The following is a 26463-nucleotide window of genomic DNA, read 5'->3' on the forward strand; positions in this document are numbered from 1 at the left end:
ACTGCCATGAAACACAAGCTAACTGTAAAGAGCATTGAACTATTTGAGAAAAAAGGATTTAGTGAAACATCGATACAAGATATCGTGGACGCTATTGGTGTTACGAAGGGTACGTTCTATTACTATTTTAAGAGTAAAGAAGAATTATTAATGGATATCCATTCTTCTTATATCGACGGAATGATCAAACAGCAAAAAGAAATTCTGGAGGATACGTCGAAAGATTGCAGAACAAAGCTATATGATATGGTATACATGCTTATTCATAATGTAGAGCTTGAGGGCAATAGCGCACGCGTTTTTTTCCGTGAAATGAAGAATTTGAAAGAAGAGAACTTATCTGAAATACTACCGAAACGGGATCAAATTCGATATTATTTTCAAGATCTGTTGAAACAGGGTGTTGAAAATGGAGAATTCCGGAGCAATCTTAATATTGGAATTGTTACTTTTGCCATTCTCGGAATTACGAATTGGACGTATCAATGGTATCAACCAGACGGACCTGTTTCTGATAAAGAGGTAGCGAGTATTTTTGTAGATATGGTTCTAAGTGGGATTGAGGAAAGCAGCTAAGCTTTCCTTCTCACTTAATTGTAAACGCTTACGTGTATAACATCCTAACCGGTTAGTAACTTTAAGGAGGAGATAAGATGAAAAGCAAAGATATTAAGAACATTTCAGTACTAGGGGCAGGCTCAATGGGGCATCAAATTGGCATGCTTTGTGCGCTCGGAGGGTATGAAACGACTATTCAAGATATTAATGAAGCAGCTTTGACAGATGCTGGTGAGAAACTTGAAGGCATTATGACAAAGTGGGTTAAGAAAGGGAAAATCACTGAAGAAATGAAAAATGGTGCATTCAGTCGATTACGTTATACAACTAACCTTGAAGAAGCGGCTGTTCAAGCGGATTTTATTATAGAAGCGATTGTGGAGAAGCTCGATGCTAAACGTGAAGTGTTTCAGAAACTAGATGAATTAGCAGCTCCTGATGTGATCTTTGCTTCAAATAGTTCAACCATTGTTAATTCATTAATTGCTTCTGTTACAAGTCGTAAAGATAAAGTGGTGAACATGCATTTCTTCTTCCCGCCTCTCGTAATGGATTGTGTAGAGGTTGTAATGAGTGACGAAACATCAGAAGAAACGGCCAAAATGACCATGGATGTTTGTGAACGAATTAATCGCACAGGAGTGCTGTTGAAAAAGGAAATTTCCGGATTTGTTGCAAATCGTATTCTAGGAGCACTTCAAAAAGAAGCTATGTACCTTTATGAAGAAGGGATAGCAGACTTTAAAGATATTGACTTAATTTGTAGAAAAGCTCTAAATCACCCAATAGGTCCATTTGAATTAATGGATTTATCAGGAATCGATGTTGGTTACTATGTGATGCAGCAACGTTACAATGAAACCGGTAATCCTGAAGATAAACCTTCTAAAGCGATTGAAGAGAAAGTGAAAGCAGGAACACTTGGACGGAAAACAGGTAAGGGCTGGTATGACTATACAAAAGAAGGAGTGAAGAACTAATGAAAAAAGTAACGTATGAAATTCATGAAAAAACAGCAATCGTTACAATTAATAATCCACCATTGAACGTGTTAAGCAAACAGGTCACAACTGAATTATATGAAGTGTTCACTGAGTTAGAAACGAATGAAGAGACTGTTGCTGTGATTCTAACAGGAGCTGGTAATAAAGCTTTCATGGCAGGCGCCGATATTAAAGAATTCCCTGAATGGATTGGGAAGACTGGATTCAAAGACATTGTGCTGGAAACACATCGCGTCATGAATTACCTTGATGATTTCCCAAAACCTACGATTGCGGTGTTAAATGGTTTAACGTTTGGGGGAGGATGTGAGCTTGCGATGACATGCGACATACGTATTGCAGAAGAGCATGCCCAACTCGGTCTTCCGGAAGTTAAACTTGGACTTTTCCCTGGTGGTGGAGGAACACAACGTCTTCCTAGACTTATTGGAGAAGCGAGAGCGAAAGAATTGATGTTTACTGGCGAACCGATTACAGCAGAAGAGGCGGATCGTTATGGTCTAGTCAATCATGTTGTACCCACAGGTCAAGGCATGACTTATGCACAAGGAATGGCGGCTAAAGTAACTGGTCAATCTCTGCAGGCATTATCTCGCATTAAACAAGCTGTTAACAAAGGTGCACACCTATCAATTGAAGAGGCTGTTGAACTGGAAGCAGAATTGTTTAATGAGGTTTTTCAAACGGAGGATATTAAAGAAGGCGTTCAAGCATTCATCGAGAAAAGGAAGCCAGCCTTTACCCATAGGTAATAGAAAAGAGGGAGCCGTATGAGTGAAAATATAGATGTGCGAGTAAGGTTTTGCGAAACCGATGCACTTGGACATGTTAATAATACAAGCTACTTCATTTATTTAGAAGAAGCACGGGTGCAGTTTTTCGAGTATCTAGGTAAACGATCAGGTACAGACGATTGGCCTTTTATCCTTGTTTCGACGAAGTGTGATTTTATTAAGCAAGTATATTTTAAACAAGAACTTCGCATTGAAACATCAGTTAAGAAGATTGGTTCAAAGAGCTTCACATTACTTCACTTGATTAAAGACTCTAAATCGAATGATATTGTAGCGGAAGGTGAAGCAACCGTTGTTTACTTTGACTTCACGAAACAGACGAGTGAAATCATTCCAGATGAATTACGAATAAGGCTCGAGGAATCTCATCAGTTACTTACCTAGTTAATGTGGGAAGTTTACAATTAAAAGTCCGAATATTTTGTAATCAGGAGAGTGGCGTATGTCTTATTCACACGATACGATTCCTGTCCGCGATGGGGAAGAGCTAGATCAACAAAAGCTTGAAAGCTTTATTAGAGATAATATTGATCAATTAAGTGATGATCCACTTTTGATTCAACAATTTAACACCGGTCGTTCGAATTTAACATACCAGCTTTCAATTGGTGATTGGGAAGCGGTACTGAGAAGGCCACCTCTTGGCCCACTGGCCCCAAAAGCGCATGATATGGAGCGGGAGTATACCATTTTGAAGGAACTACATCCAATTTTCCCACTTGCTCCTAAGCCATATTTTTATAATGAGACCTTATTAGGTGCGCCATTCTTCCTTATGGAAAGAAGAAGAGGAATTGTACTTGATACATCTTTCCCTGATGGGTTTCAGCCAACGGAATCGATTTGTAGGAACATCTCTGAAACAATGGTAGACACTCTTGTAGAGCTACATAGCCTTAACTATGAAGCTACTAAATTGGGTGAAATAAGTCATCCGGATGGGTTTATGGAACGCCAGGTACATGGGTGGATTAAACGTTATCATCGATCAAAAACAGATGATATCTCAGGTGTTGATGAGCTAACAAATTGGATGGTTTCGAATATCCCTGAATCACAGAGTCCTACTGTTATTCACTACGATTTTAAGTTAAACAATGCTATGTTTGCTCACGATGATTACAGCAAAATAGTGGGATTGTTTGATTGGGAAATGACAACGGTAGGAGATCCTCTCGCAGACCTGGGTGCTGCAATGGGCTATTGGATTCAACAAGATGATCCAGCACTACTTAAAAGTGGAATTGGATCACCTCCGGTTACCGTCATGAAAGGTTTTATGACTAGAGATGAGTTTATTGAATCTTATGCTCGCAAATCCGGTCGAGATGTTTCGCAGATGAATTACTATTTAACGTTTGCATACTTCAAACTCGCTGTTATTTGTCAGCAAATCTATTATCGATGGAAAATGGGACAAACAACAGACGAACGTTTTCGTGATCTGAACAAATTTGTTGCTAGTTTAATTGCTCATGCTAGGAACAACGCCAGAGTAAAACGTTAGGAGTTCATATGGGAAAAGTACACGTGCTTATGAAAAAGGAAGATATTGATCAGGATAAGATAGGAAATGACAAAATTGTAGTCGTGTTGGACGTGCTTTTGGCAACATCTACAATCACCTCAGCTCTTGAATTTGGTGCAAAACAAGTTATTCCAGTACTCGATCAACACGATGCTTTAGCGGAAGCGAAAGCATTACCTGATGGCAGTTACTTGCTTTCTGGTGAATATGAAGGGAAGACAATTGAAGGATTTCTTGACCCAAACCCACTGCAATTAAAGAAAGCAGTGAAAGGTAAAACGTTAATTCTATCAACTACGAACGGTACCGTAGCCATCAAACGGTCAAGTGATGCGAAGCGAGTATACGTTGCTTCTCTATTAAACGGACGAGCTATTGCAAAAAAACTCAATCATTTCCATCAGGATGAAACAATAGTCGTAGTTTGTTCCGGATCATCTGGTGAATTTGCTCTCGAAGATTTTTATGGAGCTGGTTATTTAATAAATCAACTCCTTTCAACATGCCCTGATTGGGAGCTTACTGATGCTGCCCGTGCTGCTTCTTCATTTTATAGAGGCAGCGAAAAGAGTGGAGAAGAGGTTTTGATTTCTTCTCGTGTAGGAGAAATGATTAAGCGCTATGGGTATGAAGATGAAGTGAGGTTTGTAGCTTCTGAAGGTATATTTACAATCGTACCTTTCGTACAAGGGAAAAAAACGATTATACGGGAGGAGGTCCATCATGACGCAAATCAAGTCTAGTCGAACTGGTTCAGAATTTCTTTATCGACAATCAACTCCAGATGACATTTTCACTCCAGAGGAGTTTACAGATGAACATCGGATGATCGCAAAAACGGCACACCAATTTGTTGAGAAAGACGTTGATCCTTATAGGGAAGCGATCGAAAATCAAGACTTCAATCGTGTCGTTGCATTACTTAAGAAAGCAGGTCAACTCGGACTGCTTGGGCATAGCATCCCAGAAGAATATGGTGGAATTGCACTAGATAAAATTTCTAAGTGTGTTGTAGGAGAGGTTGTCGGAAAAACAAGCGGGTATGGAGTTGCACAATCTAATCATACGTGTATCGCTACGTTACCAATAACCCATTTTGGTACGCACGAGCAGAAGAGTAAGTATTTGCCGAAACTCGCTTCAGGAGAATATCTTGGCGCTTATTGCTTAACAGAACCTAGTGCAGGATCTGATGCGTTAGCGTCGCAAACAACAGCAGTACTCAATGAAGAAGGTACTCACTATCTTCTGAATGGAACGAAACTATATATAACCAATGCAGTGTTCTCAGATACGTTTATTGTATATGCCAAAATTAATGGAAATCAGTTTTCGGCATTCATCGTAGAGCGAAATTTTCCAGGGCTTACACTTGGACCTGAAGAAAAAAAGATGGGAATAAAAGGTTCATCCACTAGATCGGTCATTTTGGAAGATTGTCAGGTTCCAATTGAAAATCTGTTAGGTGATGCTGGAAAGGGACACGTTATTGCACTGAATGTGTTGAATTTAGGACGATTTAATCTTGGCTCAGCATGTACGGGTGGAGCAAAGCATGGTATGAAATTAGCACTTCAGCATACGAATGGACGCAAGCAATTTGGGCGCACTATTGCTGAATTTACAGCTACCCAAGAAAAAGTAGCACGAATGATGGCAAGAGTTTATGCATCTGAATCCCTTCAATACAGGACGGCTTTCTTGTTAGAAGGAGCCATGGATGGGTTGTACAAAGAAACTGATCATAAAATTGTTGGCAATCAAATGATGGAATATGCTGTAGAATGTGCAATTTGCAAAGTGTTTGGTTCTGAAACACTCGATCAAGTTGTAGATGAATCTCTTCAGTTACATGGCGGGGCTGGATTTATACAAGAATATCCGATTGAGCAAATGTATCGTGATTCAAGAATCAACCGTATTTTTGAAGGTACAAATGAAGTGAATCGTTTGTTAATTGTGGGAACGCTCTTTAAGAAAGTAAGTAAGGGAGACATTTCGCTTGAAGAGTTAGTTGAAAAAGCAAGACGAAAGCTAACAGAAACAGTAAGTGTTTCAACAAATGAAGAAGATGCGATTCAGAGCATTCGAAACGTTTTCCTCTTTTGTGTAGGAACGGCATTTCAGCAACATGGTGAGCGTTTGATGGATAATCAGGAATCACTTATGAAGCTTTCAAACATTGCCATTGCATTATATGCAGCTGAATCCGCTGTTCTACGTGCACTGAAACATCAGGGTGAACTAAAAATGAAGCTAGCAAGAACATTTTTAGAAGAAACTCTTCTAGATGTTGAATCATCAGCTCGTATGTTGCTAATGAGTATCCTACCGAGAGAGCAAAAGCAGCAAGCCGTACAACTGGTTTTCAATAACCTATCGTCTTTCGATTTCGGAAGCTCGCTCGAACGAAATCGAGAAATAGCACAATCCAGCTATAAAAAACTGAAGTATGACGTCTAGAAAGTGGTGGATAAGATGGCGAGATTTACAGGACGAACCGCTGTTGTGACAGGTGGTGGTAGCGGAATAGGTGCGAAGACTGCAAAACGAATCGTTTCTGAAGGTGGGACTGTCATACTTGTTGGACGCACAGAAGAGAAATTGAAACGTACAGCAAATGACCTTAAAGATTTAGAAGGCACAGTGTTAACTTTTGTAGCTGACGTAACCAAGCAAGAGGATATTGATTTGCTGACTTCCTTTATTAAAGAAAAAACAGGAACGCTTCATATTTTAATAAATAATGCTGGGGGTTCGCAAGGTTCACCAATTCTTGAAATGTCTGAAGAAAATTGGGATCATGCGCAGGATGTAAATTTAAAAAGCGTATTCCTCGTATCCAAAGCACTGGGGAAATTGATGTTGGATACATCTAAGGAAAACCATCTAGAAGATTATGCAATTGTTAATGTGGCTTCATTATCAGGACATAAAGCAGGTGCGCAAATTCCTCATTACAGTGCTGCGAAGGCAGCGGTTATTAATTTTACAAGAGCACTAGCAGTGGAATTATCTCCACACATTCGTGTAAATTCCGTTTCCCCTGGGTTTGTGGAAACACCTTTAACAGAAGCTGGACTAAAAAATGAACGATTTGAAGCTTCGATCAAACGGAATACTGCTTTAAATCGAGTTGGACAGCCTAATGAAATTGCTAATGTAATAGCTTTTGCTGCTTCAGCAGAAGCAAGTTATATGACTGGATCAGATTTATTAGTAGACGGTGGCTGGCTCATCGTATAAAAAAGGAGAGTGTTTTGTAATGGAAACAACAGTAAAAACAGATCATCTTAAAGTAAATGTTCAGGGTGCCGTGCTTCATCTTACTTTAAACCGTCCTGAGGCACTAAACGCGTTTAGTCCAGATATGATTTTAGGACTTACAAGAGCAATTCAGGATGCAAAAGAAAATGATGATATCCGTGTAGTAATGCTTTCTGGAGCAGGTCGATCTTTCAGTGCTGGCGGGGATGTTAAGACGATGGGAGACACTTCTTCGACTGAAGTATATGAACATATCGGGAAATTAAATGAGCTTGTTCTAGCCATGAAAGATCTTGATAAGCCGATTATTTCAGTCATTCATGGATTTGCTGCAGGGGCTGGTTTTAACTTAGCACTCGCGAGCGATATTATTTTGGCAGCTGAAGATAGTAGTTTTGTCTTAAGTTTCTCTCAAGTAGGATTAATATCTGATGGTGGAGGACTTTCTTTCTTGCCAAGACTAATCGGTCCATACAAAGCAAAAGAATTATTTTTCTCAGCACAGCCAATCACTGCAAAAGAAGCAAAAGAATTAAGAATCGTTAATCAAACTTATCCACTATCAGAGTTACAAGATGAAGCAATTGCTTACGCTGACAAACTTGCAAGAGGGCCAGGTAAAGCATTTGGTTTTATAAAGAAAATTGCAGATGCATCTCTAACGTCATCATTACCTGAAGTTTTAGAGCAGGAACGAATTACACAGGCACTAATGGTAACGACAGAAGACCATAAAGAAGGTGCTACTGCCTTTAAAGAAAAACGCGCTCCTCAATTCAAAGGCAAATAATCTACAGATCAGGGTTGGGGTTATTACTTCAATCCTGATTAAACACCCTCACATCTTGAATCCTCAACACAATTCGCCGTTCCCTTTGTCTGGATCCTAACTGAAAAGAAGGAGGAAGAAAATGGAGCTTCTTTTCCAGCAGATTTTTAACGGACTTACAATTGGAAGCGTTTACACTCTTGTGGCACTTGGCTTAACACTCGTTTTCGGTATTCTTCACGTCCCTAACTTTGCTCATGGTGCATTTTACATGGTTGGTGCTTATATTACGTTAATGATGATGGTAGGGTTTGGCTTCAATTATTGGGTAGCCATTATCGCTTCTGTAGCGGTCGTTGCATTACTTGGTGTTGTTACTCAACAGCTTATCTTTAAGAAATTAGAAGGTGCAGATGGAATGAGGATGATGGTTGCTGCCATCGGAATCCTCTTATTCTTGGAAGCATTTGGTCAGTTTATGTGGGGAACGGAGTATTACAGAATGGATACACCGTACAGTTCTGTAGTGAATTTGTTCGGGTTAACCGTCACTTTGCAGAGACTTTTAATTATTATTGCAGCGATTATTTTAATGCTAGCTCTTCACTTTTTCTTAACGAAAACGATGATAGGAGCCGCAATTATTGCAATGGCTCAAAACCGTGAAGGAGCATTTCTTGTAGGAATTAATGCAAATCAGGTAGCGTGGTTAACATTTGCGATTGCTGGGGGACTTGCTGCAGCAGCAGCTTCTCTTGCATCTCCTATCAATCTAGTGTTTCCTACAATGGGAAATCTTGTTATTATGAAAGCCTTTGTCATTATTATTATTGGCGGTATGGGTAGTATTCCAGGCGCAATCATTGGAGGGTATTTGCTTGGTTTAACGGAAAGCATTGGTGCGACGTACATATCGTCTGATTATAAAGATGTCATCGCGTTTCTCCTCCTCGTCGTCATTTTGACAGCGAAACCGACCGGGCTATTCACGAAGGGGGTTCAATAATGCCGAACGTTCTTTCGAAGCGAACTATGATGATCATGTTAACAGCTGTCGCCATTCTTTTTCCGCTCGTTTTTAAAAATATGTATCTTCTCCAATTGTTAACTCTCGTGTTTATCTGGTCGATTGCGGTCTATGGTTTTAATATTATCTCTGGGTATGTAGGGTACCTCTCCCTTGCACATGCTGGATTCTTTGCAATTGGAGCCTATGGGGTCGGTCTATTAACAACGAAAGCAGAGCTGCCGTATTGGATTTCGTTATTCCTTGCAGTCATTATTACTGCTCTAGCTGGTGCTCTGGTCGGAGTTATTGCATTAAGAACAAAATCTCACTTTTTTGCGATTTATACGATGTGTGTTGGAGTAATAATTTACCTTCTCATCGACAAATGGGACAGCCTCACAGGTGGGGTTAGAGGTTTAATTGGGATCTCCCCACCTGGTAATATCGGACCGATTACCTTTGATTCGTTAACATCTCAGTATTATCTCGCACTGTCATTCCTCATCCTTACTATTTTTATTTGTTATCGCATTGTTCATTCTTTACTTGGAAGAACATTTATTGCGATTCGAAATAGTGAGGAACTTGCTAAAACAATTGGTATATCTATTATGAAAAATCAGCTACTTGCATTTACGCTGTCAGCATTATTCGCTGGGTTATCTGGGGCATTATACGCTTCATTCATTCGTTTCATAGGACCACAGATTTCAGCGATTACGGTTACATTTGAAATGCTCATGTATCTTCTTGTCGGTGGGATCGGAACACTTGCTGGGCCTTTAGTTGGCACATTAATTGTTATTTCCTTAACTCAGTCACTTCAATTTCTAGAAGAATATCGGATGCTTATTTTCGGACCAGTCGTTGTCCTTCTGGTTCTATACTACCCACGTGGAATTACAGGAAGTATAGAGACGTTTATCCGAAAAAGAAAGCTACAGAAAGTCAACTTGCGTAAAGAAGAACATGAAGTCAAACGGGATGTAGGGGAGGCTGGTTAATGTTCTTTAGAACAGAGGGAATTACAAAACGATTTGGTGGTCTCGCTGCTGTAGAAGATGTAAGCGCTTCTTTTGAAAAAGGATCAATAACAGCCATTATCGGTCCTAATGGAGCTGGAAAATCTACTTTTTTCAACCTAATCAGTGGAATTCATCCTATTACGTCTGGAAAAGTCTTTTTTAAAGATAACGATATTACGAAAATGCCACCTCAACAGATCGCTAGACTAGGCATTGGTCGAACATTTCAAACGACAAACCTATTTGAACAATCTACTGTCCTGGATAACGTATTAATAGGCCATAGACTTCGCACTAAATCGGGAATATGGGACGCGATTTTTAGAACGGCAAGAGAAAAGGAGGAAGAGAAACGATCTTATGAAAAAGCGATGCAGGCCCTAGCGTTCGTCGAGCTAGAAAACGTTGTAGAGCACCCCGTGTCTCTTATTTCTCAGGAAGAGAAGAAGAGATTAGCCTTTGCACTCGCATTAGCAACGGATCCTGAGATGGTTCTTCTTGATGAACCAGCAGCTGGTGTCAATCCTGATGAAACAGATGGTCTAGCGTACTTGATGAGAAAAATGGCAGATCACGGAATTACCGTTTGCCTCATCGAACATAAAATGCCAATGATTATGAGTCTAGCAGATAAAATAGTCGTATTAAATCATGGAAAGAAAATTGCGGAAGGTCGACCAGACGAAATAAGGCAAAATGAAGCTGTAATCCAAGCCTATCTAGGAGGCGAAGTTCATGCTCCAGTTAAACAATATTAACGTAAAGTACGGGGCATCTCAGGTGCTTCACAATATTCGCCTTCATGTTAATCAAGGGGAAACAGTCGTCCTTCTTGGAGCTAATGGAGCAGGTAAAAGTACGATTTTCCGTACAATAAGTGGACTTATGAAGCCCGCTTCAGGAGAGATCATGTTTATGGATCGCAAGCTTACGGGGAAATCTCCACACTCACTAGTTAAAGAAGGAATAGTTCAATGCCCTGAAGGAAGAAAGCTATTTCCTCATATGTCCGTCTATGAAAATTTGAAAATGGGCAGCTTTGTTCATCGAAAGCAACGTAAGGAAGTCGAGAAACGTTTAAAGGAAGTGTATTCACTCTTTCCTATTCTTTATGATAAACGACATGAAGCAGCTGGGTCGTTAAGTGGAGGCCAGCAACAAATGCTTGCGATTGGACGAGCACTTATGGCGAATCCGAAAGTCCTTCTTCTTGATGAACCTTCACTTGGTCTAGCTCCCCTAATTGTTGAGCAAATGTTCAACATTATTGAAGATATTAATCAGCAGGGAACTACGATTCTTCTAGCTGAGCAAAATGCAAATGCAGCTCTTCAAATTTCTAACCGTGGTTACGTAATTGAAAGTGGCAAAATAGTTCTAGAAGGAAGTAAAGAAGAACTTTTATCTAATGATGAGATCCGTAAAGCCTATATTGGAGCATAAAATGAGTCTATTTGAACAGGGGGATAAATGATGAGATCTGGTAAAAAGCTCTTTGTACTTCTAATGGTTTTGGTTGGGATTTTGGTCATGGCAGGTTGTGCTGCAAGTTCTGTAAGCAATAGCAATTCAGAAAGCTCATCTGGATCCAAGGAAACGAAAGATACGAGTACAGATACGAAAGCTAGTTCATCTGCTGAACATACTGTCAATATTGGATTTAGCGGTCCTTTGAGTGGCCCAGCTGCTTATTACGGTGAAAACACACTAAGTGGTTTAGAGATGGCTGTTGAAGAGATTAACCAAGAGGGGTTTGAAGTGGACGGCAAAACATATGACATTAATCTCATCACACTAGATGATCAATATCTTCCCAATGAGACGGGCACAAATGCAAGAAGACTTGTTCAAGAAAACAATACACCCGTTATTTTTGTACCGCATAGTGGAGGTGTGTTTGCTACACAGGTCTTTAATGAAAAAGAGAATTTTATGATCGCCGCTTACACGAGTGAACCGAAAATTATGGAACAGAATAATTCATTAACACTCGGAATTCCACCAGCTTATAGTGCTTATCCAGAACCTTTTACAAAATACGAAATGGAAAGATTCGGCAAGAAGATTGCTCTTCTACCAACAGCTTCTCAATACGGAAAGGATTGGACTGAAGCATTAAAGCCTGTATGGGAAGAAAATGGTGGAGAAGTTGTGTTTGAAGGCTCAATAGATTTTAGCAAAGATACAGACTTTTTCTCTATCGTTACAAAAGCTTTAAGCAATGATCCTGACGTCCTCTTTGTTGGTGGACCATCTCAGCCAACAGCCCTCGTCATTAAACAAGCAAGAGAATTAGGGTTTGAAGGTGGGTTTATGGTCATGGACCAAGCAAAGATTGAAGAAATGGAGCCAGTCTTAGGAGGGCTAGAGCATTTAGAAGGGGCGATTGGTACTCTACCAATTATAGATAGCGATGCGCCTGGTGCGGAAGAGTTTATTGAGAAATATAAGGAGAAATTCGAGCGTATTCCTACTGCTGAAGGGGCATTTAACTATCAAGCAATGCACGTTTTAGTGAATGCAATGAAAGAATCAGGTAGTGTTGATGATCCTACAAAAATTATGGCAAGTGTAGAAGATGGAATTAAAACTCTTCCTGAAGAGAACATGGTGTGGCATTTAACTGGACTTGTCGATGGCGGAGCATTTGATTGGAAACCTGCAATCGGTGTAGTAGAAGATGGCAAAGTGCTTACCCAAGATAAATAAGGATTTGAAAGGGGATTAAAACATGGAAACAAATCATTTTCAGTTCTGGCCAAAACGAGTACCTTATTCACTTACAATTCCTGAAACAACGATCTATGATAATTTAACGGTATCAGCTAAACGCTATCCTTCTAAAGAAGCGATTATTTACTACGGAGGGACATTGTCTTATAGCCAATTGTTAAAAGAAGTGGATCAAACAGCAGCTTTCCTTGAGAAGGAACTAGATGTATCGAAAGGAGAGAATGTTCTTCTCTTTATGCAGAATTCACCTCAATTTGTGATTGCTTATTACGCTATTTTGCGAGCAAATGCAGTTGTTGTTCCCATTAATCCAATGCTTACAGCTGAAGAGCTCTCGTTCTATATTAAAGATTGCGAGATTAAAACGGCTGTTGTCGGGCAGGAGCTTTATGACCGGACTGAATCGCTATTGTCTTCCACAACTCTCACGAACATTGTAACGGCAGCTTATTCCTATTATGCAGGGGACGAGAGTGAAATTCCTGCTGAAGTAGCCCTTGAGACGAAGCAATTAAATAAACCGTATCACTATACTTGGGAAGACGCAATCGATCATCAATTAAAAGCAAGTGAATACGATCGATCAATTAATGATGTAGCTGTTATGCCGTATACTTCCGGAACAACAGGTCTTCCGAAAGGTTGTATTCATCCTAATCGTACTGTGCAAGCAAATGCGGTTGGAGCATGTCAGTGGATGAATTTAACGGCAGATGGAAATCACTTAGTTACATTACCGTTGTTTCACGTTACAGGGATGCTTCATAGTATGCATGCACCAATCTATAGTGGAGCTCCGATGGTTATCATGACAAGATGGGATCGTAATTTAGCGGCAAAATATATTGAGAAATATAAGATCGCAAACTGGGTGAACATTAGCACGATGTTAATTGATTTTCTTTCGAATCCAAATTTATCGAACTACTCTCTATCCTCTTTAAAGATTTTAGCAGGAGGAGGAGCGCCACTTCCAGCTGCTGTTGGAGAGAAGCTCTATCATTTAACTGGATTACGTTTTATAGAAGGATATGGACTTTCAGAGACCATTTCACACACTCACTTTAATCCACCAGATTTCCCCAAGCTACAGTGTCTTGGCGTTCCATCATTTGATGTTGATGCACGAATCATTGAACCAACTACAATGAAAGAACTAGGTGTTGGAGAGATTGGGGAAATCGTAGTAAACGGACCGCAGGTTTTTGACGGTTATTATAATCGTGAGGATGAGAATCGTAATTCGTTTCTTGAGATAGAAGGTAAAAGATTTTTCCGTACGGGAGACATTGCTCGATACGATGAAGAAGGATACTTTTTTATCATAGATCGGGTAAAGCGCATGGTGAATGCTTCAGGATATAAAGTTTGGCCAACTGAAGTAGAATCGATGTTATATAAGCATCCGGCAGTTCAACAAGCATGCGTTGTTGGCGTACCAGATCCTCGGAGGGGCGAGACAGTAAAAGCATTTGTTATTTTAAACGATAATGCGAAAGGAAAAGTAACGGAAAAGGAAATTGTTGAATGGTCAAAAGAGCAAATGGCTGCTTACAAATATCCGAGAATGGTTGAATTTATGGACGCATTTCCTACTACAAGTAGCGGAAAAATACTTTGGCGTAAATTGCAAGAGAATGAAAAGCAAAAAGCTGAAGGAGTGAAATAAAATGGGGAAAACGGTTGAAACGGTAACAGGTCCAATTCCTGTCGAACAACTCGGTAAAACGTTAGTTCATGAACATTTTGCATTTGGCTACCCAGGTTTTAGTGGGGATGTTTCCCTAGGGGCATTTGATTTTCAAGAAGCACTACAAGTCGGCATTTCAGTTGCTGAAAGCGTAATGGCTCATGGTGTAAAAACAGTTGTCGATCCAACACCAAATGAATGTGGAAGAAACCCCGAGCTTTTGAGGAAAATAGCTACAGAAACAGGTTTGCAAATTATTTGTGCTACTGGTTATTATTACGAGGGTGAAGGAGCTACACCTTATTTCAAGTTCCGACAAGCGCTTGGAACGGCACCTGAAGATATTTATGAAATGTTTATGAAAGAAATTACGGACGGAATTGGGGATACAGGCGTTAAACCAGGGATTATTAAGCTTGCATCTAGTAAAGATGTTATTACAGACTATGAAATGATGTTTTTTAAAGCAGCAGCTCGAGTGCATAAAGAAACAGGTATAACAATATTGACTCATACTCAAGAAGGGACAATGGGCCCAGAGCAGGCTAAACTACTAGTTGAGGAAGGTGTGAATCCTCAATCCATTATTGTTGGTCATATGTGTGGGAATACGGATGTTTCTTACCATTTGAGAACACTGGAAACGGGTGTGAACATTGGATTCGATCGCTTCGGGATCCAGGGTCTTGTCGGTGCTCCGTTTGATAAAGAACGATTAGTAACACTGATTGGCTTACTGAATAGTGGCTATGAGCGCCAAATCATGTTGTCACATGATACGGTTAATTACTGGATGGGAAGACCTCCAGTTTTACCAGAACAAGTTGAAAAAGTGATGGCGAATTGGCAGCCAGTGTATTTATTTGAAGAAATCATCCCAAAGCTTAAAGCGGCAGGAATAACAGAAGAAACGATTAATACTGTGCTCACTGAAAATCCATTGGCCCTGTTTTCAGCGGAAACAAAAGTTAAGATATAAGAAAAAAGCGAGGGATTTCCCTCGCTTTTTCTATGAAGTTTAAAGTCTATGATTCTTGTGTTTCATAAGGCTTAATTAAACGATATAAGGTATCTGTATAAGGCAATGGTAGCTGAACACGCTCAGCAAGTCGAAGGGCACCGCCTTGTAAGTGCTCCACTTCAAGTTTATTCTTCTTTCTTTTATCTTGGTGCATAGACGAAGTGGCTTCATAAGGTAGTGTATTAAATTGATCCATGCGACGCTTAACGTCTTCCTGATTAATGTGCACATCGTACTTATACGCTAGCGTGCCAATTTCATTCATCACTTTCTGAACAAGTTCAAAGGTTTCTGGCACATCTCGAATTGTTCCTGTATGAAAGTCTCCTGCAGTAGTTACCCCAGACATTGCTGAAATGAACATATACTTCTTCCACATTTCTTCCTCAATAGCAGTACTTAAAAAACAATTGAAATTGGCTTTCTCACTTATTTGATTTAATTCTTGGCATATTTCTTGTTGAGAAGGGTGAAGTGGGCCGTAGATTAATTCATGTAAATCGCTCGTATGTTGAACGTGACCTTGATCATCTAGAGTAGCAATAATGTAAGACAATCCTCCAAGCACAGCTTCCTCACCAAGTTCATCCCTCAATATTGAAAGATGTTCGATCCCATTAAGAATAGGAAGAACCTTCGCGCCTTTAGCAACAAATGCTTTTAATGCTGGTAAAGTTCCTTCAAGATGGTAACCTTTCACACCTAATAGGATCAAATCTGGATCTTTAACATCTTCAGGTTTAGTGAAGATAATGGGTTTTTCAATTTCAGTATTTCCCTTCACACTAGTTATTCCTAATCCTTCTTTCTCAATTTGAGATTTTCGACCTTCTCGAACGAAAAAAGTGACATTTTCTCCGGATTCAATCCATCTTGCACCAAAATATGTACCCAGTGCACCCGCACCAAAAATGACAATATTCATAAACACGCTCCTTTTCGAAATCGCTTTCTTCACTATTACTCTACTTTTTTATACTGTATATTTCAAGAAATTAGCGAAGGGAAATAAGGAGACGATCGAGAATGAAGAATTGTAGAAGTACTAGAGGAAAGGGAGGATAAATATGAAAAAGTTATCTCAAGAACAATACAAAAAAGCAAGTTCTTATATTAAACGCTATGCGAGACCGATTGATCGTTCATTTTTTGCATTTTGGAAGGGAGAAGCAAGTTCTGAAGAAGTAATTCATGAGCTTGAAGCCTTTCGAAATTCTGACGGAGGGTTTGGGCATAGTCTTGAGCCAGATTTCAGATTGAAGGAATCTTCACCTATGGCAACTTCGGTAGCATTTCAATATATGAAAAAAATCGGGGTATCAAAAAGCCATCCCTTCGTTAAGGAAGGGATAGCATACTTTATAAACACGTTTAATAAAAACAGAGAATGTTGGATTGCAGTTCCTGATAGCGTAAATGACGTTCCTCACGCTCCTTGGTGGCATGTTGGTGGTCAGAAGCCGTTTAGTGGAAATCCTGATGCAGAAATTGTTGGGTATCTTCTACATTATGGCGAGGATAATCATGATTTTGCTAATAGAATGATTCCTAAAGTAATGGGCCATCTTGAAAACCTAAATGAATATGAAATTCATGAAGTACTTTGTTATTTAAGATTCGCTAATTTGGTTGGTGGTGAAGAAGAGGAAACGATCATGAATAAAATTAACAGCAAGCTACCAACAATAATTGATCCTCCTGAAAAATGGGATCACTATGGCGTACAGCCAGTAGTTCTTGCAGAATCAGAGGAATCACCATTTGCAAAGGAATTAAATCAGGAACTTCATGTTAATCTGGATTATCTTATTGATAAACAGCTAGCTGATGGTAGTTTTGAACCAAGTTGGGAATGGGGACAATACGAGAATGTATGGGAGAAAGCGAAGCAGGAATGGAAAGGGTATTTAACAGTACAGCAACTTATTGTTCTTACTCAGTTTGGAAGAATTGAAAGTTAATTTGTTTAGAATTGTCCACGTAGTGGGAACATAATAGGGAATGAGAAAGAGAAAGAGAGGAGTTTGCTATTATGAAAGCAGTAGTGATTGAACAGTATGGTGGTAAAGATCAGTTACATGAAAAAGAACTAGAGTCCCCATCTCCTGAGAAAAATCAGGTAGTGGTAGAGAGCTACGCGACCTCAATTAATCCAATTGATTGGAAATTGAGAGAGGGATACTTAAAGGAAATGCTACCTTTCAATTTCCCAATCGTTTTAGGATGGGATATCTCAGGTGTTATTAAAGAAGTTGGAGAAGATGTTAAGGATTTTAAAGTCGGCGATCGGGTTTTTGCAAGACCAGCCACTACAGCAAATGGTACATATGCAGAAGAAGTTGTAGTTGATGATCATTTGCTTGCACGGATACCAGATTCGATTTCGTTTGAGGAAGCAGCATCTGTGCCACTCGTAGGTTTAACGGCTTGGCAGTGCCTGATTGATTTTGCAGATCTACAAAAAGGTGAAAAAGTTCTTATTCATGCAGGAGCCGGTGGCGTCGGAAGTTTTGCTATCCAGCTTGCTAAGTATAAGGGAGCATTTGTAGCGACGACAGCGAGTGGTAAGAATGAGGAGTATTTAAAATCCATTGGCGCAGATCTTGTGATTAATTATCGTGAGCAGGATTTCTCAGAAGTGGTAGAAGAGTATGATGTTGTTCTGGATACGATGGGTGGAGATATTCAGGATAAGAGCTTTTCGGTTTTACGAGGGAATGGTCGCCTCGTTTCCATCGTAGGTGAACCTGATAAAAATAAAGCGAAAGAGATGGGAGTTCGATCTGGAAACGTTTGGCTTGAACCAAATGGTGAGCAACTCAAAGAAATTGCTTCACTAATGGATCGAGGAGAAATCAAGGCTTCGATTGGACATCGTTTCCCGTTTGGTGAAGAAGGAATTCGAGAAGCGCATGCTCTAAGTGAATCTCACCATGCAAGAGGGAAGATTGTTATTTTGTTTGATAAATAGTGTAAAGTAGCGGCGAGACCGCTGCTTTTTTACATTAGCACAAAATAATTTCACTTACCGTATTGATAACATATTTAAAAACAGACCGTGGTAAAATTTTCAGATGATAAACTAATTTGCAATAGAAAATAAAAAGAAGTCGGAACAATTTGTCCCGACTTCTTAGATTTAAAAGATAATATGAGCCATGATAACAATAATGGGTAATGAGATAATTGTACGTTCAAGGAAAATGATAAAGAGGTCGATAAACCTTACAGGTACTTTTGATCCAAGAAGTAGTCCGCCCACTTCAGACATATAAATGAGCTGAGATACTGAAAGACTTGCAATAACAAAACGTGTTAAATCACTCTCAATATCTGCACCAATAATAGCTGGGAGGAACATATCAGCAAATCCAATTACCATTGTTTGTGCAGCTTCAGCTGCTTCAGGAACCTGCATGACATTAAGTATAGGAACAAATGGAGCTCCTAGGTAGCTAAATATAGGAGTTGTTTCTGCGATAATTAAGGCTACTGTTCCAATTGCCATAACGATTGGAATTACTCCCATCCACATATCTAGGACGTTTTGAATACCGCCCTTAATAACTTTAGAAGTTCGGTTATCTTCTGCAGTCCTAGTTGCCTGAACAAGTCCCCAACGAAAACGTGACATGTTTTTTGGTATGGTATCATCCGGTACCTCTGCTGCAGATTCAAAAGTTGTATCAGCTTTACGAGATAAAGGAGGTATTCTAGGCATAATAACGGCTGCAACCACACCTGCTAAAACAATCGTTAAGTAATATGGAATAACGTATTGCTCAAGCTTCATTTGCTGGAGTACAACAATACTAAAAGTGATGGATACAACTGAAAAAGTTGTACCGATAACTGCAGCTTCTCTTTTTGTATAATAACCTTGTTCATACTGTTTACTTGTTAATAATACTCCGATCGTGCCATCTCCCATCCAAGATGCAAGACAATCAATTGACGATCGGCCAGGAAGCGTGAAAATGGGACGCATAATCTTTGTAAGAAGCGTACCGCAAAATTCCAATAAACCGAAGTTTAATAGAAGAGGCAAGAAAATTCCTGCAAATAAGAAAACAGAAAATAGAATCGGAATTAAATCATTAAGTAATAAACCGCCCGTTGCATCTGACCAGATCCATTCTGGACCGATATTGAATAGGGTCAGAATAGCAAATATCATCCCTAAAATCCTAGCAAAAAGCCAGATTGGTGAAACCTGGAGAAGACTTACCAAAAATGGGCTTTTCGTCACCCAAGTTGGTTTTATGATAACGGCTATGAATGTAAGAATAGCAGTAATTGAAATGACAATAGTCATAATGACTGGCAATTTCACTGGTATAGTAGAACCGAATAACCCCTGCAGCCAACCTGCAAGTCTAGCAATCGGTATTGTCACGCCCTCATCATTTGGTATTGGAATCATGAATAAGAAGATTCCGATTAGAGAGGGGATCGCGAATTTAAGAATTCCCTTTGAAGTTAATTTAGTGTGAAGATTACTGTCCATAGTAGCGTCACCTCTGTCGTAGTCAACGAATTTTTCATAAATAAAAACGTATGTTTATAAAAACATAGTTATGAATATAACATATCAACTCCTTTAATTAAACATGAAAATGCAATCACTTGAATAAAAAAAGTGTTCAGAAAAAAGCGAACAATACTATTATATCGTGAAATCGTTAACAAGAAAAGACTGGTATTATGCTAAAACATTGAGTAATCTAAGAAGAGACTTGGAATCAAAAAAAGGTCAAGGATATATATCCTTGACCTTTTGGCATCGTTTATTTAATAAAATAGAATCACACGGTCCTTGATGGTATGTGAAGTTCGTATTCTTCTTCAAATGTTGAACCAAAGAAACAAGAAGCACATTTTCGATAACCTTTTTGACGAAGAAAAACAAGAAGATCTTGTTCATGATTTGCTTCGCTCCGGTCTTTAATCGGGGTCTCGGGTAAATGACATTCATCACCAGCGTATGCTGTCCTATGGACAATTTGTTTTTGGTGGTCAATCATGTATTTTCCCATATATGTTTATCAAGTCCCATCTATAATAATATGTTTTTATCATTGTAACATACTATACAATGCATTGATATAGCACAAACTAGTTATTATACCCTATTTAAGACCGTGATATTACAATTAGTGTGTATTTTTTAAAATTTATTTAAATAACTATACTGATACTTTTATAGTAGATGATAAGCAAATATGATTTTAGAAAGGACGAACCAATGATTACTCTCATTGAAGGAACTGATCTATCTGTACGAACCATTAAAACAGAAGATGAACTGCACATTTTGAAATGGTTAACAAACGATGAAGTATTGGCTTATTATGAAGGAAGAGACAAAATATACACGATCGATAAAGTACGGAGTGATTTTTTTGTTGATGATAATGAAACAAGATGCCTCATTTACAAGGACAACTCTCCAATTGGCTATATACAATTTTACCCGCTCAATGAAGTATGTGGTATTTCTCTTCCTGTAAACTCATACGGAATGGATCAATTCATTGGAGAGCCAACATACTGGAACAAAGGAATTGGTACGAAAATCGTTACAATGATCGTTAACTATCTAATTGAAAAAGTAGAAGCTTCCCTGATCGTGATGGATCCACAAACGTGGAATAAAAGAGCGATCACTTGCTATGAGAACGTTGGATTTGAAAGAAAGTGCGTGCTTTCTAGAAATGAATTTCATGAGGGTGAGTGGAGAGATTGTTATTTAATGGTCTATGATTCGCATGCATACAACATACAGCGAATTGGGAAGGAACATCAAGTGGAATTGCAAAAGTTATTTACATCGCTATGGGGAAGTACCGAAATGGTTATTACATCTGGAGAATACGACTTAAGTAAACTAGAAGGGTACATAGCTTATAATAAAATGGGCCTGATTTGTGGAGTCATTACCTTTCATCTTAATGAGAACTTCCTTGAAATCATTTCACTTGATAGCTTAGTCGGAAATAATGGGATAGGAAGCCGATTGTTAATGGAAGTTGAAATGACTGCTCTAATGAACGGATTTCATGAGATTGCACTCGTTACGACAAATGATAACCTTCACGCTCTTCGATTTTATCAAAGAAAAGGATATCGATTAACTGGTGTAAAATTAAATGCAGTGGACCAAGCACGAGTGCAAAAACCGGAAATCCCTGAAATAGGTTATCATCAAATACCAATTCATGATGAGCTGGATCTTAGGAAAAGTTTAGTGTAAGAGGGACAGTATGACCATTACCATAAAAAATAAGGTATTAGCCTCGGGCATTTACTAACGGTTCAAAGCAAGTCATCAATAAGAATGCTCAGACGATGTTTCATCCTTACCAAAGCCTATCTTTAGCGAGTGTTTTAAGCGATTGGAGAATTTTGTGCTATTCAAAAAAATAAGCCCCTGACGACGAATCGTCAGGGGCTTATTAAGCCATTTATGCTTTTGTTACGTTAGCTGCTTGTGGTCCGCGGTTACCTTCTACGATTTCGAAGTTAACTTCTTGGCCTTCGTCAAGTGTTTTGAAACCTTCGCCGTTGATTGCAGAGAAGTGTACGAATACGTCGTCTCCACCTTCAACTTCGATGAAACCGAAACCTTTTTCAGCGTTGAACCATTTTACTTTACCGTTTTGCATAAAAAATTGCCTCCTAATGTACCTCATCGTACATAATTTAAAATTCACCATTCACTAATTTAATACGTTTACATTAAAAAACTGCAACTTTGGAAGAGGATTTAACTTTGTTACCCTCTTTCGAAGCTACAGCTAATTTAAATCCTAAATATATTAATAGTAAAATGGTTTAAATATATAATAGCATCGCCTATGTTAAAAAGCAAACCATTCTGGAAATTATTTTAGTGATTAAATGCTCTGCTTCCATGTTTTTTACGATGTGGCTTATCTTGAATTGGAAGAAAGGAGCCAATCATTGCTATAAACGCCGCTCCTTATCAGTCATCAAGACGAGAGAGATCCTAAAGGTGTGTTCCAAACGTCATTATCAAGACACTCAACTTACATTAAAGCGACCAATTCTGGACACATTACCCTTATGATTCTCCTAAGAGAGCGATTGAACAGATTGTTCAAAATACTTGAGCGAATTAGTGTTGATCTGATTCATCTTCTTTTATAATGAATGTATACCAAAAGTTGCAAAGGGGTGTACGAATATGTCCATTGAAAACCCGTCTCGTGAAGAAATCGGGAAAATCCTTAAAGAGAATAAGCGCATAGCTGTTGTGGGTTTATCGAATAACCCAAATCGAACATCATATATGATTTCACAGGCTATGATGGATGTGGGATATGAGATTATCCCTGTTAATCCAACAATAGACGAATCACTTGGTATTAAAGCAGTTGATTCCTTAAAAGACATTGAGGGTCACGTGGATATTGTTAATGTGTTTAGAAGAAGTGAATATTTACCTGATATTATGAAGGATTCAGTTGCCATCAATGCAGATGTTTTCTGGTCACAATTAGGTGTAAGCAATGAAGAAGCATATGAATATGGTAAAAAACATAATATCAAAATGATCATGGATCGCTGCATTAAAGTTGAGCATGCGATGACAAAATAAAGAAAAAGGGCGTAGGTTTTTACGCCCTTTTTTACGTTGGGAAAACGTAGACCATTTTCACTTGAGCGGTCATCGTTAATTGTCCTGGCTGTATAGAAGTCCCTTCATATTGGCTAAGCATTCGGTAAACAGGTGATGAAGATACTATTTCAGTAACTTGGTGGGGAGTTCTGGGGAGAGGAACCTTTAAAGCATGAGCAATGTCTTTCGCTTTTTCATTACCTTGTTCGATCGCAAGTGTTAAGGCTCTTTGATTGTATTCTTCTGGATCCTTCACTTTAAATTGAATGCCAGATAAGCTGTTTGCACCTGAAGCAACTGCTGCGTCTAAAACCGCTCCAGTCTTTTGAATTGGTTCAATCAGGACATTTAGGAGATGAGTGACTTTATATCCGATAAATTGTTTTGTATTGTTTTCAAACGTATACTCCTCTTCAATTCGATAATCCGACGTTTGAATATCCTCATTCGGTATACCCATCTTGTTGAGGGTATTCACGATAGTTGATATCGTATCTGCATTTTCTTTTTGTGCTTCATTAATACGTTTGGATGTATTCTCTGCACCGATCACTGCAAAGGCTACGTCAGGAGTTGCTTCAATCGTTCCAGTGCCATATACCGTTATCGTGTTCTCAGACATACTCAAGTTTGTATGTTCAATAGGGGTGTTGCTCATTCTTCACACGCCTTTCTTTAGAATATTGAAGATATAACTAGGATATAGAGGACAGAAAGTGTGAGTTTTGTTAAAATTCTAAGTAGTCGTTTTGAAACTAAGGAGGAATTGATTTTGCCAGAACATAAAATGTTAGAAAAGTATGCAGAATTAGCTCTTAAAAGAGGAGTTAATCTTCAAAAGAACCAAATGCTAATTGTTAATGCTTCGATAGAAGGAGCAGATTTCGCCCGCATTGTTGTTAAGCAAGCGTATGAGATGGGAGCGAAAACGGTACATATAAATTGGAGCGACGATAAGCTAGACCGTTTATGGTATGAAAATGCTGCCCAAGAGGTGCTTGAAAACGTCCCTGAATGGCGTGTGAAAATGTTCGATCATTTCGCCGAGGAAGGCGCAGCGATTCTATCCATTCGCTCCACCAATCCTGATTTGTTAAAAGGAATTGATTCATCACGTATCTTTTCTTCTAACAAAGCAGCTGGTGAAGCGATGAAGAACTTCCGTAAATATACAATGAACGATAAGATCACGTGGTCGATTATCGCTATTCCAAACGGAGAATGGGCTACAAAGATATTCCCAGAAGCATCTGAAGATGAAGCGATCGAACAGCTTTGGAACCAAATCTTTAAGATTACCCGAGTCGATAAGGATCATCCAGTTGAAGCGTGGAATGAGCATAATGCGACACTTGCTAAAGCAAGAGGCGTGCTAAACGACAGACATTATAAAAAACTTGTCTATAAAGCTCCTGGTACGAATCTTGAGATTGAACTTCCTGAAGGTCATATTTGGAAAGGTGGCTCTTCTCATTCTGAACAGGGTATTGAATTCAATGCGAATATGCCTACGGAAGAAGTGTTCACACTACCACATAAATACGGTGTGAATGGTACAGTCGCAAGCACGAAGCCACTTAGCTATGGCGGAAACTTAATTAATAACTTCTCACTGACTTTTAAAGATGGTAAAGTTGTTGATTTTTCTGCTGAAGAAGGGTATGAAACACTTGACACCCTTCTAAACATGGATGAAGGCTCAAGAAGACTTGGTGAAATTGCAATTGTTCCTCATCACTCACCAATTTCGCAGTCAGGTCTTATTTTCTTCAATACACTCTACGATGAGAATGCTTCGTGTCATCTAGCACTTGGTAAAGCTTATCCTAGTAGTGTTAAGGGTGGAGCAGACATGGATGATCAAGCGCTCGATCAAAATGGTGTTAACAACAGTATCACTCACGTTGACTTTATGATGGGCTCAGGTGAGCTTGATATTGATGGAGTAAAAGAAGATGGTACGACTGAAGCTATTTTCCGCAATGGAAATTGGGCTATCGATGTAAACTGATTTCTCAAGCGTTCCTTCTGGTCAATCCAGTTGGAGCGTTTTTTTTAGCTGTTAAACATTGCCATTATTGCTCTAAGATTTCTATAATAGAAGAAAACAAAGAGTGGTGAACTGTGGTGAAAACGGTTGAAAAGCTTTCAGGTATTCGATTAAAGAACTATCTTGATTTCAGGAAAGATCCATTAACGTTTCTGTCGCAAACACGTGAGGTTGCTGGTTTTGTAGAACTTGGCGCATCTTCTTTTGTTGTTCACAATCCAGAGGCTATTAGAGAAATTCTAGTTACACAGGCTTCTTCTTTTCAAAAAGGTGCATCCGCTTCGTTATTAAGCAAAACGATTGGTAGAGGATTACTTACTTCTGAAGGAATAGAGCATCGGCGACAAAGAAAGCTTATCCTACCAGCATTTCATAAAGAGATGCTCGAACAATATAAACGAATAATCGTTGAACAAACTGAAGAATTCATTGAATCTTGGCGAGATCAAGATGAACGTTGTATAAGCGATGAAATGATGAAATTGACACTGCGTATTATTGTGAAAATCATGTTTGGGAGAAATGTATTAGACAGTGAGAGTGAGGAGCTTGTCGACGCTGTTACTCACATTATCGATAAGACCGCTAGCGACTTATTTCTCCCTTTTCCAGTGCCAGCATTCATTCCGTCTTCACGAAATAAACGGTATACTTCAGGTAAAGAACGCCTTGAAGAACTGGCAGATTTGTTGATTGAACAAGCGCCAGATGGTGATCATTTGCTTAACTTACTGCTAACAGCAAAGTATGAAGATGGTTCTTCAATCTCAAGGGAAGAAATTAAAAGTCATGTTTTGACGATGCTAATTGCAGGACACGAAACGACTGCCAACGTATTATCCTGGATGTGGTTTGAACTTTCGAGAAGTAGGTCGCTTGAAGAAGAGCTAGTAGTGGAATGGCAATCCAATCATCAGCAAAACATAAAATCTTTTAAACAAACAGGTCCATTCTTTAAAGAAATGTTAAGACTTTACTGCGGCATGGATGTTATTACGAGAAGCAACTGAACCAGTAAATCTGTCTGGTCATGAATTTAAGAAGGGATCATCCTTTTTAATAAGTTCTTACATCATTCATCGAAATCCCGCGTTCTTTAAGGAACCTAACCAGTTTGACCACACTCGCTTTTCGGAAGAGCGTGCAAAAGAGATACAGCCTTTTGCTTATATACCGTTTGGTGCAGGACCAAGAAGCTGTATAGGAAGTCAACTTGCAACAATGGAAGCACAGCTAATTATTTCGACAATCGGTAAAAAGTATCACCTTGAGATGGTGGCAAATCATCATCCTGTAGAAGCGGAACCATTGGTTTCGTTGCGAATTAAAAATGGCTTATACATGAAGGTCCACGAAAGAAAACAATAGGTGAT

At 39.1% G+C, this 26463-nt stretch carries 26 protein-coding genes and 1 pseudogene; 22 read left to right on the plus strand and 5 right to left on the minus strand.

Annotated elements, in window-relative coordinates; translation table 11 throughout:
• Positions 1 to 6: 6 nt before the first annotated feature.
• The 16 genes from AB986_RS02730 to AB986_RS02805 all read left to right on the plus strand — a co-directional run bounded on the left by AB986_RS02730 (position 7) and on the right by AB986_RS02805 (position 15356).
• Positions 7 to 576: a TetR/AcrR family transcriptional regulator gene (locus tag AB986_RS02730; RefSeq protein WP_048309339.1), complete on the plus strand. Its 570-nt coding sequence runs from the start codon at positions 7 to 9 to the stop codon at positions 574 to 576.
• Between the two features lie 77 nt (positions 577 to 653).
• Positions 654 to 1538 carry a 3-hydroxyacyl-CoA dehydrogenase family protein gene (locus AB986_RS02735; RefSeq protein WP_048309340.1) on the plus strand — a complete coding sequence of 295 codons (885 nt, stop codon included), beginning with the start codon at positions 654 to 656 and terminating at the stop codon, positions 1536 to 1538.
• Complete coding sequence (locus AB986_RS02740; protein WP_048309341.1) at positions 1538 to 2314, plus strand: enoyl-CoA hydratase; 777 nt, start codon at positions 1538 to 1540, stop codon at positions 2312 to 2314. Before AB986_RS02735 ends, AB986_RS02740 begins: the two co-directional genes overlap by 1 nt.
• An 18-nt stretch (positions 2315 to 2332) precedes the next feature.
• The gene (locus AB986_RS02745) at positions 2333 to 2740 is read left to right on the plus strand and encodes an acyl-CoA thioesterase (RefSeq protein WP_048309343.1); all 408 of its coding nucleotides are present in this window, start codon (positions 2333 to 2335) and stop codon (positions 2738 to 2740) included.
• A gap of 58 nt (positions 2741 to 2798) precedes the next feature.
• On the plus strand, positions 2799 to 3863 hold the full coding sequence (locus AB986_RS02750; RefSeq protein ID WP_048309345.1) for a phosphotransferase family protein: 1065 nt from the start codon (positions 2799 to 2801) through the stop codon (positions 3861 to 3863).
• An 8-nt stretch (positions 3864 to 3871) separates the two neighbouring features.
• Positions 3872 to 4627: a 2-phosphosulfolactate phosphatase gene (locus tag AB986_RS02755; RefSeq protein ID WP_048309347.1), complete on the plus strand. Its 756-nt coding sequence runs from the start codon at positions 3872 to 3874 to the stop codon at positions 4625 to 4627.
• Entirely contained in the window at positions 4608 to 6347 is a 1740-nt protein-coding gene (locus tag AB986_RS02760) for an acyl-CoA dehydrogenase family protein (RefSeq protein ID WP_048309348.1), read from the plus strand. Before AB986_RS02755 ends, AB986_RS02760 begins: the two co-directional genes overlap by 20 nt.
• A 15-nt stretch (positions 6348 to 6362) precedes the next feature.
• A complete protein-coding gene (locus AB986_RS02765; RefSeq protein WP_048309350.1) occupies positions 6363 to 7130 on the plus strand; it encodes an SDR family NAD(P)-dependent oxidoreductase in 768 nt (255 codons plus the stop codon).
• A 19-nt stretch (positions 7131 to 7149) separates the two neighbouring features.
• Entirely contained in the window at positions 7150 to 7941 is a 792-nt protein-coding gene (locus tag AB986_RS02770) for an enoyl-CoA hydratase/isomerase family protein (protein WP_048309351.1), read from the plus strand.
• A 121-nt stretch (positions 7942 to 8062) separates the two neighbouring features.
• Positions 8063 to 8926, plus strand: a complete 864-nt coding sequence (locus AB986_RS02775; RefSeq protein ID WP_048309352.1) for a branched-chain amino acid ABC transporter permease — start codon at positions 8063 to 8065, stop codon at positions 8924 to 8926.
• Complete coding sequence (locus tag AB986_RS02780; RefSeq protein ID WP_048309353.1) at positions 8926 to 9933, plus strand: branched-chain amino acid ABC transporter permease; 1008 nt, start codon at positions 8926 to 8928, stop codon at positions 9931 to 9933. Before AB986_RS02775 ends, AB986_RS02780 begins: the two co-directional genes overlap by 1 nt.
• On the plus strand, positions 9933 to 10712 hold the full coding sequence (locus tag AB986_RS02785) for an ABC transporter ATP-binding protein (protein WP_048309354.1): 780 nt from the start codon (positions 9933 to 9935) through the stop codon (positions 10710 to 10712). Before AB986_RS02780 ends, AB986_RS02785 begins: the two co-directional genes overlap by 1 nt.
• A complete protein-coding gene (locus AB986_RS02790) occupies positions 10690 to 11397 on the plus strand; it encodes an ABC transporter ATP-binding protein (RefSeq protein WP_048309355.1) in 708 nt (235 codons plus the stop codon). Before AB986_RS02785 ends, AB986_RS02790 begins: the two co-directional genes overlap by 23 nt.
• A 30-nt stretch (positions 11398 to 11427) precedes the next feature.
• Complete coding sequence (locus AB986_RS02795) at positions 11428 to 12663, plus strand: ABC transporter substrate-binding protein (RefSeq protein WP_048309356.1); 1236 nt, start codon at positions 11428 to 11430, stop codon at positions 12661 to 12663.
• A gap of 22 nt (positions 12664 to 12685) precedes the next feature.
• Positions 12686 to 14356, plus strand: a complete 1671-nt coding sequence (locus AB986_RS02800; protein WP_048309357.1) for a long-chain fatty acid--CoA ligase — start codon at positions 12686 to 12688, stop codon at positions 14354 to 14356.
• A gap of 1 nt (position 14357) precedes the next feature.
• Entirely contained in the window at positions 14358 to 15356 is a 999-nt protein-coding gene (locus AB986_RS02805; RefSeq protein WP_048309358.1) for a phosphotriesterase family protein, read from the plus strand.
• Between the two features lie 46 nt (positions 15357 to 15402).
• Here the strand turns inward: AB986_RS02805 and AB986_RS02810 are convergent, their stop codons facing one another.
• Entirely contained in the window at positions 15403 to 16323 is a 921-nt protein-coding gene (locus tag AB986_RS02810) for a ketopantoate reductase family protein (protein ID WP_048309359.1), read from the minus strand.
• Between the two features lie 142 nt (positions 16324 to 16465).
• Between AB986_RS02810 and AB986_RS02815 the strand changes: the two genes are divergently transcribed.
• Together AB986_RS02815 and AB986_RS02820 are read left to right on the plus strand one after the other, a co-directional pair.
• Positions 16466 to 17359 (plus strand): hypothetical protein, encoded by an 894-nt coding sequence (locus AB986_RS02815; RefSeq protein WP_048309360.1) that lies wholly within the window; start codon positions 16466 to 16468, stop codon positions 17357 to 17359.
• A 71-nt stretch (positions 17360 to 17430) separates the two neighbouring features.
• Positions 17431 to 18369 (plus strand): NADP-dependent oxidoreductase, encoded by a 939-nt coding sequence (locus AB986_RS02820; protein ID WP_048309362.1) that lies wholly within the window; start codon positions 17431 to 17433, stop codon positions 18367 to 18369.
• Between the two features lie 168 nt (positions 18370 to 18537).
• Here the strand turns inward: AB986_RS02820 and AB986_RS02825 are convergent, their stop codons facing one another.
• Both AB986_RS02825 and AB986_RS02830 read right to left on the minus strand, forming a co-directional pair.
• Positions 18538 to 19905 carry a YjiH family protein gene (locus tag AB986_RS02825; RefSeq protein ID WP_048309363.1) on the minus strand — a complete coding sequence of 456 codons (1368 nt, stop codon included), beginning with the start codon at positions 19903 to 19905 and terminating at the stop codon, positions 18538 to 18540.
• 298 nt (positions 19906 to 20203) lie between these two features.
• Positions 20204 to 20422: a hypothetical protein gene (locus tag AB986_RS02830; protein ID WP_048309364.1), complete on the minus strand. Its 219-nt coding sequence runs from the start codon at positions 20420 to 20422 to the stop codon at positions 20204 to 20206.
• A gap of 221 nt (positions 20423 to 20643) precedes the next feature.
• Here AB986_RS02830 and AB986_RS22645 point away from each other — a divergent pair, with 221 nt between their 5' ends.
• Complete coding sequence (locus AB986_RS22645; protein WP_236690294.1) at positions 20644 to 21651, plus strand: GNAT family N-acetyltransferase; 1008 nt, start codon at positions 20644 to 20646, stop codon at positions 21649 to 21651.
• A gap of 211 nt (positions 21652 to 21862) precedes the next feature.
• Here AB986_RS22645 and cspD read toward each other — a convergent pair whose 3' ends face one another.
• Complete coding sequence (cspD, locus tag AB986_RS02840) at positions 21863 to 22063, minus strand: cold-shock protein CspD (RefSeq protein WP_048309367.1); 201 nt, start codon at positions 22061 to 22063, stop codon at positions 21863 to 21865.
• Positions 22064 to 22605: 542 nt separating this feature from the next.
• Here cspD and AB986_RS02845 point away from each other — a divergent pair.
• Positions 22606 to 23019, plus strand: coding sequence for a CoA-binding protein (locus AB986_RS02845; protein ID WP_048309368.1), 414 nt, complete (start codon positions 22606 to 22608; stop codon positions 23017 to 23019).
• Between the two features lie 31 nt (positions 23020 to 23050).
• Here the strand turns inward: AB986_RS02845 and AB986_RS02850 are convergent, their stop codons facing one another.
• On the minus strand, positions 23051 to 23698 hold the full coding sequence (locus tag AB986_RS02850) for an SIMPL domain-containing protein (protein WP_053216013.1): 648 nt from the start codon (positions 23696 to 23698) through the stop codon (positions 23051 to 23053).
• 114 nt (positions 23699 to 23812) lie between these two features.
• Here AB986_RS02850 and AB986_RS02855 point away from each other — a divergent pair, with 114 nt between their 5' ends.
• On the plus strand, positions 23813 to 25051 hold the full coding sequence (locus AB986_RS02855; RefSeq protein WP_236690295.1) for an aminopeptidase: 1239 nt from the start codon (positions 23813 to 23815) through the stop codon (positions 25049 to 25051).
• A 116-nt stretch (positions 25052 to 25167) separates the two neighbouring features.
• Positions 25168 to 26458: pseudogene (locus AB986_RS02860) on the plus strand (cytochrome P450).
• Positions 26459 to 26463 lie beyond the last annotated feature (5 nt).

Origin of the sequence: Guptibacillus hwajinpoensis (genome assembly GCF_001039475.1) — a bacterium.
GTDB classification, from domain to species: Bacteria; Bacillota; Bacilli; order Bacillales; family Guptibacillaceae; genus Guptibacillus; species Guptibacillus hwajinpoensis.